This window comes from Streptomyces sp. NPDC101165 (assembly GCF_044768135.1).
GTDB lineage: Bacteria > Actinomycetota > Actinomycetes > Streptomycetales > Streptomycetaceae > Streptomyces.
The window spans coordinates 58,781-71,908 of the sequence record NZ_JBIWPG010000028.1; the positions used below are offsets into that span (position 1 = coordinate 58,781).

Below are 13,128 nucleotides of genomic sequence, written 5' to 3' on the forward strand. Positions count from 1 at the left end.
CCCTCACGGTCGGCCGGCCCGTCGATCGGGGTCGGCCGACCTTCCCGTGCGGGGCCGGCCGGATGTCGCGGAACCCCCAGGCGTCGCCAGCGCGTCGGCGGCCTGCCGCGCCTCGGGCAGGCCCAGCCGGGTGAACGTCTCATGGGCCTGCTCCAGTTGTGACCGGCCCCGGTCGACGTCACCACGCTCGGACAGCAGCCGGCCCAGCACCAGCCGGGCCGCCGCCAGATCGCGGTCCCCGCCGACCTCCTGCAACATCGTGACCGCGTCCTCCGCGTGCCGGAGGGCGCCGTCCAGGTCACCCAAGTGGCGCAGCGAGTCCGCGAGTCGATAGCCCGCGTGCGCGGCGCGATCCCGGATGCCGGCGTCACGGCACACGTCCAGGCACTCCCCGAAACGCCCGGCTGCCGCCTCCCACCGATGCTGAGCGTGCAGGGCCAGCCCGAGCACATAGAGCGCGTAGGCGGTCATGCCGGCGTCGTCGCCCCGGGACCGCAGATCCGTCAGCACCTCCTCGCACGGGGCGACCGCGGCGGCGGCCTGTCCGCTGCGGATCCGCGTGAGCGCTGCGTTCAGGGTGGTCGCCACCTTGCCGGAACGGTGCCCGAGTTCCTCGGCCAGTTCCAGTGACGCCTCCAAGTGGGCGAGCGCGTCCTCGTGGCGGCCGAGGAACTGTGCCGCCAGTCCGAGGTCGTTGAGGGCCTGCCGCAGGATGACCTGGTCACCCGTGTCACGGCAGGCCGCCACGGCCTCGGCGGCGAGCCGCTCGGCCCGGGCCGGATCGCCGACCCGCAGCGCGAGGGCGCCGCTGAGCCACCGGGCCCGGCCCAGTGTCCGCCGGTCTCCGTGGACGGCGGCGGCCTCCGCCAGGGCCTGCGCCCCCGTCATCAGCCGGGACGAGGGCACTTCCTGGCCGAAGGCGCTGAGAGCGATGAGCAGATCCGCCGCCATGCGCAGCGCGGCCGGATCGTGCACCGTGTGCATCAGGGCGGTCAGCATTCCGTCGGCCTCCTCGGCCACCCAGGCACGGGCCGCGGGCGCGTCGGCGAAGCACAGGCCCGGTGAACGAAACGGCCCGAGTGAGTCACTCACCGGGTCACCGGGAACGACATGGCGGAACGCGGAGCAGGCACTGGCCAGCAGGAAGTCGAACAGGCGACGGATCGTCGCCTCGGCCGGCTCCGCATCCGGCGGTGCCGGCAGCGCACGGGCGAAGGCCCCCAGCAGGTGGTGATAGCGGTAACGGCCCGGCGCGGGCGACACCACCATGGAGCCGTCCACCAGGGACTCCACGAGCTCCTCGGCGCTGTCCTGGTCCAGATCGAGTACCGCTGCCACGGCAGGCACCCCGATGTCGGGCTCGGCCACCGGTGCCAGGAGCCGGAAGGCACGGGCCTGAGGGGCGGACAATTGCCGGTAGCCCAGTTCGAAGGCCGCGTCGATGGCGACGTCGCCGAGACGCAGATGGGCTATGCGACCGCGTTCGTCGGCGAGCTTGCGGACCAGGGACGCGATGGACCAGGCCGGACGTGCCGCCAGTCGCGCCGCGACGATCCGCGTGGCCAGCGGCAGATGACCGCACGCGGTGACCAGCGCCCCGGCCGCGTCCGGCTCGGCGGCGAGACGGGCCGCGCCGACCGCCGCCTCCAGCAGGTCCAGCGCCTCCTGCCGGGTGAGCACGTCCACACCGATGTGGGCTGTGGCGTCCAGTCCCGACAGCCGGGGCAGGCTGGTGGCGATCACCGCGCAGCCGGCGTTGCCGGGCATCAGAGGACGTAATTGCATCTCGTCACGCGCGTTGTCCAGGACGACCAGGATTCGTCGGCGGTCGAGCAGGGACCTGAACAGCCGCCCCCGATCATCGAGTTCCTCGGGCAGCTCGTCGGCCGGTGCACCGAGAGCCGTGAGGAAGCTGCCCAGGACGACGAACGGATCGGCCGGTGAGACGCTGCTGCCGCGCAGATCCGCATAGAGCTGGCCGTCCGGGTAGTGGTCCCGGACGCGGTGGGCCACGTGCAGGGCGAGGGTCGTCTTGCCCACCCCGCTCATACCGGTGACGGCCACCGTGGTCAACGCGCGTTGATCCGTGGCGGTGAGCAGCTCGCACATCTGGCGGGTGAGCGCCTCGCGTCCGACGAAGGACGGTACGTCGGCGGGCAGTTGGGCCGGGACGGGCAGAAAGGCCGCGCGCGGTCCGTCCGCCGCCGGCCGGGCCGCCGGCGTCGGCTCCGGCCCGGCGTCGCGTTCCTCCGGCCGGTCGGACGTGCCGAGCGGAGCGGAACCGACCTCGGCACGCGGCCGGGGTCCGGTTGCTTCCGGAGGAACGTCGTCGACGGCGGGCACTCCGTTGAGGATCCGTGCGTACTCCACCGCCAGCTCGCGGCCCGGGTCGACGCCGAGTTCCTCGGCGAGGCGGCGGCGCACGCGGTCGTACACGGCAAGGGCCTCGGACTGCCGCCCGGTCGCGCACAGGGCACGCATCAACAGCGCGTAAGGCCGTTCGCGCAGCGGATGTTCGACAGTGAGCTCGGCCAGCTGGGGTAGCGAGAACTGGAAGCGGTGGAGCTGGACGGCCAGCGCGAGGCGCTCTTCCTGCAGTGAGACCTTGAGCTCCTCCAGCCGGTCACGCCTGCGCTCGGCGAACGGGCCGGGGACGCCCGCCAACGAGGTGCCCTTCCACAGGGCAAGGGCGCGGACGGCGGTTTCCTCGGCCTCCTGGGCACGGCCCTCGGTCCTGAGCCGGGCGGTCTGCCGGGCCAGCGACTCGGCGTGCCATGCGTCGACCGCGCCGCCCGCCACGGCCAGCCGGTAGCCGTCTCCCACGGACGTCAGGATCTCCGGTGCCGAGGGGTCCTCCTCCAGCACCCGGCGCAGCCGCCACACATAGGTGCGGATCGTCGTCGCCGAGGACTTGGGGAGGTCGCCCTCCCACAGGGCGTCGGCGAGCTCCTCGAAGGACGCGCAGTGCCCGGCACGCAGCAGCAGGACCGAGAGCACGGCCGCCTGTTGGGGAGGGCCGACGGGTATCGCGCTCCCACCACGTAAGGCCCGTACCGCCCCCAGTACCTGGAACGTCAGGTCCTCGGCCACCCGTGTGCTCAATGCTCTGTCTCCTCGACTGGAACGGGTGGTCATTGCTCCGTCACGTGCTCTTCACCGGCACGGCCACGCAAGCTGCACACCATCGTCACTTCGTCTTCAAAGATGATCACTTTTCGTTCCAGGTTGCGATCGGTGACACATGGTTATGTAAAGACAGCACGCTTACAACGCGGCTCGACCGACAGCACCAGGAGATCGAGGGACCGGCCGGCGCCGGCTGCGCGCGGCCCGGCGAACGGACGGCCGGCTCAGTCGGCGGTCGCCCAGGTGTGGAGTGCCCAGTCGGCGAAGCCGGTCCAGCGGATCTCCGGGTGAGCGGCCCGGAGCGCGGGGATGTCGACGCGGTAGCCGGGCCCGTTCAGGAACGTCCACATCGCGTGCATGTCCGGATTCCCGATGGCCGCGAGCGGTACGTACTCATGGCGGACCTCCCGTCCCAGCGCCGCGCCGAGCGCGGCCGCCATCTGCGTGGGCGTGGGCGCGTCGCCCGCCAGTTCGATGCGTTGCCCGACGTAACGAGCGGGGCTGAGCAGCACGTCCGCGGCGAACGCGCCGAGGTCGGGCCGGGCGAGCTGCTGCAACGGCCGGTCGGGCGGCAGCGGCAGATCGAGCACGCCGTCGAGGATGCGCCGGGCTCCGCCGAGCGCGTTGTCGAAGAAGTACGTCGGACCCAGGATCGTGTACGGCACGTCTCCCGCGGCCAGTTCCGCCTCGATGCGCGCCTTGCTCTCGAAATGCGGTACCCCGCTGTCCCGGTCGGCCCCGGCGACCGAACTGAACACGAGATGCGCGACGCGCTCCCGCGCCGCGGTGGCGAGGATGGCCCGCCCCTGCTCCACCTCCGCCTCGACACCGGCCTCGAAGGGCGTGGTGAACGCGAAGACACCGGCCACCCCTCGCATGGCCGCGGCGAGCGACCCGGGATCGCTCAGCGAGCCCGCCACCACGTCCACACCCTGGTCGGCCAGTTGCCGCGCGGCACTCCTGGCGGGGTCGCGGACCAGCGCCCTGATCCGGGCCCCGCGGGCCAGCAGCGCGTCGGTCACGGCCCTGCCCTGACCACCGGTCGCCGCAAGCACCAGGACTGGTTCATCGACCATCGAAGAACTCCTTTCCGAGCAGCAGGGGGGCGGCGGATCGGCTGCCGGCCCCGGCGTTCATCATCCGCGCCGGACGACGCCGCACGGTGCCGACAGGCGGGAGCAGGGCACCGGAGGACTCGACACCGTGCACGCACCGTCATGGTCGGTGCGGGAAGCGATGACGGGTCCGCTCCGTGTCGGTGCCCGTTCGCCGCACAGCTGACGGACGACGGGGATCATCCCGGCCGGCCGGAGACGGCCTTGGCCCAGCCCTTGGTGACGGTCTCCTTCGCCTTCTCCAGTTGCGCGTCCGTCGGGAACTGCGGCGTTCCCTCGACCGTCGGCAGTCGTTCGGCGGCGGCCTTGTCGAGGGTGCCGTCCTGCCTCATGGCGTCCATGAGGACCGGGCGGGCATAGGCGCGCAGCCGGAGGTTCTGGCCCTCCGGGCTGAAGAGGTACTCGTGCCACAGGCGGGCGGCCGCCGGGTGCGGGGCGTTCTTGTTGATCGCGAGCGCGAAATACTGGGCGAAGCTGCCGTCGAAGGGGATCGCGACCTGCCAGTTCACGCCCTTGTCGCGGAGCGCGTCGGCGTAGTGGAGGTTGACGTAGTCCCAGTTGATGCTGATGGGGGTCAGGCCGCTCGCGACCGTCGCCGAGTTGGAATTGAGCGGGGTGAAGTTGCCGCGATTCCTGAGCTCGGCGAAGAAGTCGAGACCGGGCTGGACGTCGTCGAACGACCCGTTGTTCGCCAGCGCGGCCGCGTAGACACTGGCGAAGGCGGTGGCCGACCGGGGCGGGTCGCCTTCGAGCGCGACCTTGCCCTTGTAACCGGGCTTCAGCAGATCGGCGAAGGTCTGCGGACAGGGTTCGACCCGGTTGGCATCGCAGCCGATGGAGATGTAGCCCCCGTAGTTGTTGGACCAGCGTGCCTTCGAATCCTTCTGACTACCGGGAATCGAATCGTAAGAGGCCACCTTGTACGGGGCGAGAAGATTCTGCGCCGCCGCTTTCCGTGCGAACGTGTCGCCCACGTCGATCACGTCGGGCGCCGTCGGCCGGTTCCCCCTCTTCCTCAGGGCGTCGATCTCGTCCTCGCTGTGGCCCAGCGGATTCTCGACCGTGACCTTGATCCCGTACTTCTTCTCGAAGCCGTTGATCAGGCCGCCGTAGCCGGCCCAGTCACGGGGCAGCGCCATCGCTCTGAGCGTGCCCTCCTGTTTCGCTGCGGCGATCAGTGCACGCATGCCGCCCATGCTCTCGGCGGACGTGGCCGCCGGCGGCTTCGCGAGGCCGGCGGTCGGTGTGTCCCCGCAAGCGCTCAGGCCCAGTGCCACGAGAGCGAAGCAGCCGAGGACCGCCGCTGCTCGGGCACACGGTGTAGTCACGGCTGCTCCCGGACGTGGGGGATGAGGTGGTCGCCTCGACCGGCTGCCGGCACCGCCACTGGGTCCGCAGTGGCGGGCTTCCCGCTGCGCCTCCCGGTTTCCTCGGCTCGTCAGTGCCGACGAAGTGGTCGTCGAGGCCAGGGTACCCGGCCGCCTCGATGGCGGTATGCCGCCCGGGAAGCCCGAGGTCACCGTCCCTTTCCCGGCACTCGGCTTCTCCGTATGTCCCGGGTCCCCGCCGGGCCCACCTGGGCACGTGGCGTGCGCGACGGTGGGGGACGGGACGTACCGGCTCACCTCACAGCGCGGTGTCGTCCCATTGGTCGAGCAGGAGCTCGCCGAGTCCTTCCGGCTCCGGCGTGGCGTCGTGACGCAGGGACTGTTCGGCCCAGATGACCTTGCCGGTGGTCGTGTAGCGGGTCCCCCAGCGTTCGGCGAAGCGGGCGACCAGGAAGAGTCCGCGGCCGCCTTCGTCGGTGACCTTCGCCCGGCGCAGCCGCGGCGAGGTGCTGCTGCCGTCGGCGACCTCGAAGATCAGGCTGCCCGCGTCGGGGCTGCCGACCGGCTCCGTGCGGAGCAGCCGCACGGTGATGGGCTCGGCTCCGTAGCGGATGGCGTTGGTGATCAGCTCGCTGAGGATGAGTTCGGCGGTGAAACCGAACTGCTCCAGCCCCCACTCCGCCAGCCGGCGGGTGCAGGCGGTGCGCACGGGGGCCACCGCCGCCGGGTCGCGGGGCACCTCCCACTCGGCGACCTGATCCGGTCCGAGCCGGCGCGTGCGGGCCACCAGCAGCGCGATGTCATCCCGGGGCCGGTCGGACAGCATGGCCTCCATCACCGCCGCGCAGGTGGCCTCCGGCGTGCGACCTGGCCCTGCCAGAGCGTCGCGCAGGGCCTCCAGGCCGGCGTCCAGGTCCCGGGTGCGGTCCTCGATCAGCCCGTCGGTGTAGAGCACCAGCCGGGAGTCCTCGGGCACGGTGAGCTCGGCGGTCTCGACCGGCAGGCCGATTCCGAGTCCCAGTGGCGGGGAGACGGGCAACTGAGGGATGTCGACGGTCCCGTCGGGCCGGACCACCGCTGGTCCCGGGTGGCCGGCGGTGGCGATGGCCAGTCGCCCGGAGGTGGGGTCGTAGACGGCGTACTGACAGGTCGCCCCTGTGATCATCCCCTGTCCGTCCTTCGCTGCGGCGACCTCCTCGGCGTCGATCTGCGCCACCAGCTCGTCGAGCCGGCCCAGCAGCTCCTCCACGGGCATGTCCAGACTGGCGAAGTTGTGCACGGCGGTGCGCAGTCGGCCCATCGTCGCCGCGGCGTGCAGACCGTGCCCGACGACATCGCCCACGACCAGCGCCACCCGGGTACCGGACAGCGGGATGACATCGAACCAGTCCCCACCCACCCCGGCCTGGGCCGGCAGATAGCGGTAGGCCACGTCGAGCGCGGACTGCTCGGGCAGCGCGCGGGGCAGCAGGCTGTGCTGCAGGGTGACGGCCATGGTGTGTTCGCGGGTGTAGCGGCGGGCGTTGTCGATGGACACCGCTGCCCGGGCGGCCAGTTCCTCGGCGAAGGACACGTCCTCCTCCTCGAACGACGGCGAGCCCTGCGCGCGCCAGAAGTCCACCACGCCCAGCACCACGCCGCGGGCGCGCAGGGGTACCACGAGCATGGAGTGGATGCCGTGATCGAGGACTTGCCGGGCACGTTCGGGCCGCGGGGCCCGCCAGGCGTCGGAGGCGCTCAGGTCCCCGACCAGGACCGGGCGCCCCTCGGTCATCGCCGTGGAGACGGGATGGGCGGGAACGAGCTGGATCAGCTCGCGGACGGGGTGGAGGGGATGGTCCGGGTCGAGACCGGCGACGGCGCTGCGGCGCAGCTCGGTGATCCCGGTGGGCGCACCGGAGGTTTCCTCGCCGCGCAGGACCGGGTCCAGCAGGTCGACGGTGACGATGTCGGCAAATCGGGTCGCCGCCACCTCGGCCAACTCCTCGGCCGTGCGTTTCACATCGAGTGTGGTGCCGATCCGCAGTCCGGCGTCGTAGAGCGACTGCAACCGTTCGCGCGCCACCTCCGCCCGGCCGGAGAGGGCCCGCAGCTCGGTGGTGTCCCGGAGCGTGACCACGCTGCCGACCGGTCCGTGAGGTGCGGTGAGCCGCTTGCTGACCGCGAGCAGCCGGTCGGCCGCCAGGTACACCTCGTCGGTGGCGGGGCGGTCGGAGGCCAGCAGCCCGGCGAGGTCCTCGTCAAGACCCAGATCGGTGATGTGCCGCCGCTCCGTGTCCGCGGGCAGGTCCAGAAGCCGTCGTGCCTCGTCGTTGGCCAGCAGCAGCCGGCCGTCACCGCCGACGATCAGCACTCCCTCCCGCACCGCGTGCAGCACCGCGTCGTGGTGCTCGTACATCCGGGTCATCTCGGTCGGCCCCAGGCCGTGGGTCTGCCGCCGCAACCGCCGGCTCACCAGGGCCGACCCGCCTGCGGCGACAGCCAGGGCCGTGGCGGCGCCGCCGAGGAGGAACGGCAGCTGCCGGTTCACTCTCTGCTGCACCGTCTCGACCGTGACGGGCACGGAGACGATGGCGATGACCGAGCCGTCGGGCGCCCTGACGGGCACCGCCGAGATCACGGAGAGTCCCAGTGAGCCCTTGAACGTACTCGTGAACGGCTTGCCGGTCGCTGCCGCGGCGTAGGGCCCGATGACGCGTTTCCCGATCTGACGCGGGTCGCTGTGGGCGAGGGTGATCCCGTTCAGCCCGTACACGATGACGGCGTCGACGCCCGCGGCCTTCCGAGCCGCCTGGACGTGCGGCTCCAGCTCCGCGGTCGGGTTCGCGCTGTCCAGTGCCGCCACGATGCCCGGGGAGTGCGCGAACGTCTGTGCCGCGGTGAGCGTCCGGTGGCGGGCGTCCGCCATCACGTCGCGTTGAGCCTGCACCACGAGCGCCAGCAGGGCGGCGGCGACGAGCAGCATCACCACCGCCAGCTGGAGCAGGAAGACCTGGCCCGCGACGCTGTGCACGCTCAGCAGTGAGCCCGACCGCCAGGCCTCCCCCGCCTGACGGGGCCGATCGGGGCGATGAGCCCTCATGGACGCATCAGGCAGATTGTGCCCGGATTGTCCTGAAGCTCGACTCATATCCCCTTTCTATCGTTTCTGGATGGCTGACCGCGAAGCGAACGGGACGGGCCATGGTGCTGTCCACGAGTGTGAGGCCGGTGTCGACGGCGATCCGTGTGCGCGGATCGCCGCAGAAAAACTGGTCCAACCAGTTGACCAGTGAGCCGCCCGCATCCACCCTGATCGCCATGAATGATGGACTCATCCGGCGCGAGGCGGTCTCCGACCAGCTCTTCGCCCTGCTGCGCGACAGAATCCTCGGCGGTGAACTGCCGGCCGGTGCCGCGCTCACCGCCGAACGGGGTTTGGCAGCCGAGTTCGGGGTGAACCGGCATGCCGTCCGGGAGGCCGTCAAGCGGCTCCAGCAGGCACGGCTGGTCGAGGTCAGCCACGGCGGCCGCACGCTCGTCCTGGACTGGCGGCACACCGCCGGCCTCGACCTCGCCATGGGCATCGCGGCGGCCGACGCCGGGCCCTCGGTGGAGGACCTCGCCCGCGACGCCCTGGAGATGCGGGCGTGCATCGGCGCCGACGCGGCCCGGCTGTGCACGATCAGGTGCTCCGAGGACGCCGCCGGGAAGATCGTCGAGGCCGCGGGCCGGTACGCGTGCGCCGGGCCCGATCTGACCGAGCTGGCCGATGCGGACGTCGCCTGGTGGCGGCTGATCGTGGAGGGTTCCGGGAACGTCGCCTACCTGCTGGCCTTCAACAGCCTGGTGGACGGCACACTCCCGGTCGCCGACGTGCCGGACGACCTGCGGACCGCCGAACTCCTCGACGTCGAAGCACATCAGCGGCTGGCGGCGCACATCGCGGCACGCGAGGCCGAGGCGGCCGAACGGCTGGCGCGCGAGCTGCTGTCCCGCAGCGTGCCCGCGACGCCGCGGAAGGCGGTGCGCTGACATGATCCCGGCCGTGGTCTACGCGATACCCGCGTTCGTGCTGTTGGTCGTCGTCGAGGCCCTTTCCTACCGCTTCCTCCCGGACGACGACGAGCGCGGCTACGAGCTGCGCGACACCGCCACCAGCATGTCCATGGGCGCCGGCAGCCAGGTGATCGCGATGCCCTGGAAGGCGGTGACGATCGTGCTGTACTCGGCTCTCTTCGCCGTCGCCCCCTGGCATCTGTCGCCGTCCTCCGTGTGGACGTGGGTACTGCTGTTCTTCGGCGACGACCTGGCGTACTACGCCTTCCACCGCGCCCACCACCGGGTGCGGGTGCTGTGGGCGAGCCATGTGGTCCACCACTCCAGCCTCCGGTTCAACCTCTCGACCGCCCTGCGTCAGAGCTGGACGCCTATGACGGGCCTGCCCTTCTGGCTGCCGCTGGCGCTGCTCGGCATGCCGCCGTGGATGATCCTGCTCCAGCAGGCCTTCAGCCTCGTCTACCAGTTCTTCCTGCACACCGAGCGGGTGGACAAGCTGTGGCGGCCCGTGGAGTGGTTCTTCAACACGCCCTCCCACCACCGCGTCCACCACGGCTCGAACAACGTCTACCTGGACCGCAACTACGGCGGCATCCTCATCGTCTGGGACCGGCTCTTCGGCACGTTCGAACCGGAGGGCGAGCGGGTGGTGTACGGCCTGACGACGAACATCGGTACCTACAACCCGGTGCGGGTGGCCTTCCACGAGTTCGCGGCCGTCTGGCGCGACGTCCGCACGGCGCGACGCTGGCGCGACCGTGCCGGGTATCTGGTCGGGCCGCCCGGCTGGGCACCCAGGGCGGACGCGTGACATGCCGCCGCTGATCGTCGCCTTCGCCGCGCTGGCCGCTCTCGACATCGCCGGGGTCGCGGCCGGCCTGCCTCCCCTGGAGTGGATCGCCAAACCCCTGCTGGCACCCGTGCTCGCCGTACACCTGTGGCGTCTGACCGGCACGCGGCATGTTCCGGTTCTGGCCGGCCTCGGTTTCGCCGCCGCCGGGGACGTGACGCTGATGCTGCCGGGCCGGGTGGCCTTCGTCGTCGGAATCGCCTTCTTCCTGGGCGCGCAGCTGTGCTGGACGGCCGCGTTCCTGCGGGCGGGCGCCCTGCGGTATCTGCGTCCCCGCCGCCGGCTGTGCGCCGTCCACCTGGCCGTGTGGGTCGCCGCGGTCGCCGCTCTCGCTCCTGCCCTCGGTCCGGTACTGGGCACCGCGGTCGCCGTCTACGCATCGGCCCTGGTCACCATGGCACTGACGGCGCGCGTGCTGGGGCGCAGGGCGGCCTGGGGCGGGCTGGTGTTCCTCGCCTCGGACCTGCTCGTCGGGCTGGGAGCCGCGGGGGCCGACTTCCCCGGACGTGCCGCGCTCGTCATGGTGACGTACACCGTCGCCCTGGCCCTGATCGCCACCGCCTTCACCACGGCGGAAGCACGGCAGGCGGACGGGATGCCCTTCGCCGACCAGACGATGCCCATGACCCGCGCGACGACGTCCGGGACGCCCGGTGGAGGTACTCCCTGATGAACCGGGGTCGCCTCCGGCGGAGCACGTCGAGTGCCAGGCGTACGCCACGCCTGGCACTCGACACCGACTCGAACGGAAGGCGCGCCGGGATCACGTGACGCGCGTGCGCACGTGACTGACGTGGTGTCAGAAGAGTCGGTAACGGGCTGGACCTGTTCGACGTCCTGATCACGTCCGACGACGTGACCCGCGGAAAGCCGGATCCGCAGGGTTGTCTCGCCTGCTGCGCGGCGCTGGGGGTGGAGCCCTCCACCGTCGTGGTGTTCGAGGACGCTCCGGCCGGGGTGATGGCGGCCAAGCGCGCCGGCGCCGACTGCGTGGCGATCACCTCCACCCAGTCGCCGGCAGCGCTGGCCGCGGCCGACCTCATCGTCCCCGACCTCACCGGAATGACCTGGCCACCCCCGACCCCCTCCGTGGCCGCGGCGACGCGGGCGGAGGCCTGAGCCATGAGCGAGGCGATTCTGGAAGTGGTCGTCACCTCCGCAGAGGAGGCACACGCGGCGGTCGAGGGCGGCGCCGATCGGCTGGAGCTGGCGACCTGCATGGAAGCCGACGGAGTGGCCCCCTCGCTGACGGAGTTCGCCCGCACGAGGGAGGCGGTCACCGTTCCGCTGCGCGTGATGCTGCGCGACAAGGGCGGCTTCCAGGCCGCCGACCTCGACAAGCTCTGCGCCACCGCCGACAGGCTGCGGGCGGCGGGCGCTCAGGAGTTCGTCCTCGGGTTCCTCACACTGGACGGCGCGCTGGACCTGCCCGCGGTCCGCGCCGTGCTCGACTCGATTCCGGGCTGCCGTTGGACCTTCCACCGGGCCGTGGACCACGCGGCCGACCGGACGGCGGTCCGACGCGCCATCGACGGGCTGCCCGGCCTGGACACCGTCATGTCCGCGGGCAGCGTCACCGGTGTCGCGGCCGGCCTGCCCACCCTGTTGGAAGAAGCGGACCGCCACGGGGAGACGGGCTACACCATGGCCGTCATGGCGGGCGGAGGGCTCGAGGCGGAGCACGTCCCTCTCCTGCGCGCCCGTGGCGTCCACGCCTTCCACGTGGGCACAGCGGTCCGGTACCAGGGCTGGGACAGCCCGGTCGACCGGGCCGCCGTACGCCGCTGGCGACGCCTCGTCGACGCCGGCCGGAAGGATGCCGGCTGACATGCCCTCCGAGATCGCGAGAGCGCCCGAGTGCGTGTTCTGCGACATCGTGGCGGGACGACTCCGCTCGTCCTCTTCGAGGACGAGCGGACGGTCGCCTTCCTCGACAACACCGCGGTCATGGAGGGCCACACCCTTGTCATCCCCAAGCACCACGCGGCGGACATCTGGGCCGTCTCCGAGGACGACGCGGCGGCGGTGATGCGTACGGTCCACCGCATGGCCGGGGTGCTCCAGGGCGTCCTGGAGGCGGACGGTATGACGCTCTTCCAGGCGAACCGCCCGGCGGGCTGGCAGGACGTCTTCCATCTGCACGTCCACCTGGTGCTCCGGCGGGACGCCGACCATCTGCACGCCCCTGGTACGTGGACCGCACCGATCCGGCCGCGCTGGCGAGGGCCCGCCGCCGCATCCTCGGGACGGCGGGAGCGGGGTCCACCCCGTCCGAGGTGACGCATGACCTCGGGTAGCGCGTTCCTCAGTCGGCCGCCTGTGTCAGGGCTGGCACGAACTTGCCCCGGGCGCCGCGGTAGACGGAGCGGACCCAGTCCACCGGCTCACCCTCCGCGGTGCGCGAGTGGCGCATCAGGAGCAGCATCGGCTGCCCCGCATCGGTGTGCAGCAGCGCAGCCTCGTGCGGGGTCGCCAGGGACGTCTCGATGGTCTCCTCGGCCCCTCCCTTCGCCGGTCGGCGAAGTCGTACGGGACAGCGGCGGGTGTGACGCGGACGGCGCCGCGCCCGACGACGGGGAGCACCGTCTTCCCGTGGGTGTCTCCGGCCTCGAAACGCCGGTGGCAGCGCCGTGCGGCGACGTCCGCGACCGCGTGAGCGGTGGCTCTCCGG

Annotated in this window: 11 protein-coding genes and 1 pseudogene; 6 read left to right on the forward strand and 6 right to left on the reverse strand. The window is 71.8% G+C overall.

The features are described 5' to 3' along the window. Window positions 1-3 precede the first annotated feature (3 nt). The 5 genes from ACIRVH_RS41065 to ACIRVH_RS41085 all read right to left on the reverse strand — a co-directional run bounded on the left by ACIRVH_RS41065 (window position 4) and on the right by ACIRVH_RS41085 (window position 8,871). A complete protein-coding gene (locus tag ACIRVH_RS41065; RefSeq protein ID WP_403964824.1) occupies window positions 4-3,102 on the reverse strand; it encodes an AfsR/SARP family transcriptional regulator in 3,099 nt (1,032 codons plus the stop codon). A gap of 248 nt (window positions 3,103-3,350) precedes the next feature. Further along, the gene (locus ACIRVH_RS41070) at window positions 3,351-4,202 is read right to left on the reverse strand and encodes an NmrA/HSCARG family protein (RefSeq protein ID WP_403964826.1); all 852 of its coding nucleotides are present in this window, start codon (window positions 4,200-4,202) and stop codon (window positions 3,351-3,353) included. Between the two features lie 218 nt (window positions 4,203-4,420). Then, the gene (locus ACIRVH_RS41075) at window positions 4,421-5,569 is read right to left on the reverse strand and encodes an ABC transporter substrate-binding protein (protein ID WP_403964829.1); all 1,149 of its coding nucleotides are present in this window, start codon (window positions 5,567-5,569) and stop codon (window positions 4,421-4,423) included. 298 nt (window positions 5,570-5,867) lie between these two features. Then, a complete protein-coding gene (locus ACIRVH_RS41080; RefSeq protein WP_403964831.1) occupies window positions 5,868-8,651 on the reverse strand; it encodes a SpoIIE family protein phosphatase in 2,784 nt (927 codons plus the stop codon). A 7-nt stretch (window positions 8,652-8,658) separates the two neighbouring features. After that, window positions 8,659-8,871 carry a hypothetical protein gene (locus tag ACIRVH_RS41085; protein WP_403964833.1) on the reverse strand — a complete coding sequence of 71 codons (213 nt, stop codon included), beginning with the start codon at window positions 8,869-8,871 and terminating at the stop codon, window positions 8,659-8,661. Between ACIRVH_RS41085 and ACIRVH_RS41090 the strand changes: the two genes are divergently transcribed. The 6 genes from ACIRVH_RS41090 (at window position 8,870) to ACIRVH_RS41115 (ending at window position 12,737) form a co-directional block, all read left to right on the forward strand. Continuing rightward, complete coding sequence (locus tag ACIRVH_RS41090) at window positions 8,870-9,583, forward strand: FadR/GntR family transcriptional regulator (RefSeq protein WP_403964835.1); 714 nt, start codon at window positions 8,870-8,872, stop codon at window positions 9,581-9,583. The two genes, ACIRVH_RS41085 and ACIRVH_RS41090, sit on opposite strands and share 2 nt — an antisense overlap. 1 nt (window position 9,584) lies before the next feature. Continuing rightward, entirely contained in the window at window positions 9,585-10,418 is an 834-nt protein-coding gene (locus ACIRVH_RS41095; RefSeq protein WP_403964837.1) for a sterol desaturase family protein, read from the forward strand. 1 nt (window position 10,419) lies between these two features. Beyond that, a complete protein-coding gene (locus ACIRVH_RS41100) occupies window positions 10,420-11,127 on the forward strand; it encodes a lysoplasmalogenase family protein (protein WP_403964839.1) in 708 nt (235 codons plus the stop codon). Window positions 11,128-11,282: 155 nt separating this feature from the next. After that, a complete protein-coding gene (locus tag ACIRVH_RS41105; protein ID WP_403964873.1) occupies window positions 11,283-11,576 on the forward strand; it encodes an HAD family hydrolase in 294 nt (97 codons plus the stop codon). A gap of 3 nt (window positions 11,577-11,579) precedes the next feature. Beyond that, complete coding sequence (locus ACIRVH_RS41110; protein ID WP_403964841.1) at window positions 11,580-12,284, forward strand: copper homeostasis protein CutC; 705 nt, start codon at window positions 11,580-11,582, stop codon at window positions 12,282-12,284. A 30-nt stretch (window positions 12,285-12,314) separates the two neighbouring features. Next, complete coding sequence (locus ACIRVH_RS41115) at window positions 12,315-12,737, forward strand: HIT family protein (protein WP_403964843.1); 423 nt, start codon at window positions 12,315-12,317, stop codon at window positions 12,735-12,737. 25 nt (window positions 12,738-12,762) lie between these two features. Here ACIRVH_RS41115 and ACIRVH_RS41120 read toward each other — a convergent pair. Then, window positions 12,763-12,957 (reverse strand): annotated as a pseudogene (locus ACIRVH_RS41120) (UTRA domain-containing protein); the annotation flags it as partial. Window positions 12,958-13,128 lie beyond the last annotated feature (171 nt).

Bases quoted from the DNA above. Each gene is read 5' to 3' on its own strand.
- ACIRVH_RS41070 (WP_403964826.1), bottom strand. From the start codon at position 4,202: ATGGTCGATGAACCAGTCCTGGTGCTTGCGGCGACCGGTGGTCAGGGC.
- ACIRVH_RS41080 (WP_403964831.1), bottom strand. From the start codon at position 8,651: ATGAGGGCTCATCGCCCCGATCGGCCCCGTCAGGCGGGGGAGGCCTGG.
- ACIRVH_RS41090 (WP_403964835.1), top strand. From the start codon at position 8,870: ATGAATGATGGACTCATCCGGCGCGAGGCGGTCTCCGACCAGCTCTTC.
- ACIRVH_RS41085 (WP_403964833.1), bottom strand. From the start codon at position 8,871: ATGGCGATCAGGGTGGATGCGGGCGGCTCACTGGTCAACTGGTTGGAC.
- ACIRVH_RS41095 (WP_403964837.1), top strand. From the start codon at position 9,585: ATGATCCCGGCCGTGGTCTACGCGATACCCGCGTTCGTGCTGTTGGTC.
- ACIRVH_RS41100 (WP_403964839.1), top strand. From the start codon at position 10,420: ATGCCGCCGCTGATCGTCGCCTTCGCCGCGCTGGCCGCTCTCGACATC.
- ACIRVH_RS41110 (WP_403964841.1), top strand. From the start codon at position 11,580: ATGAGCGAGGCGATTCTGGAAGTGGTCGTCACCTCCGCAGAGGAGGCA.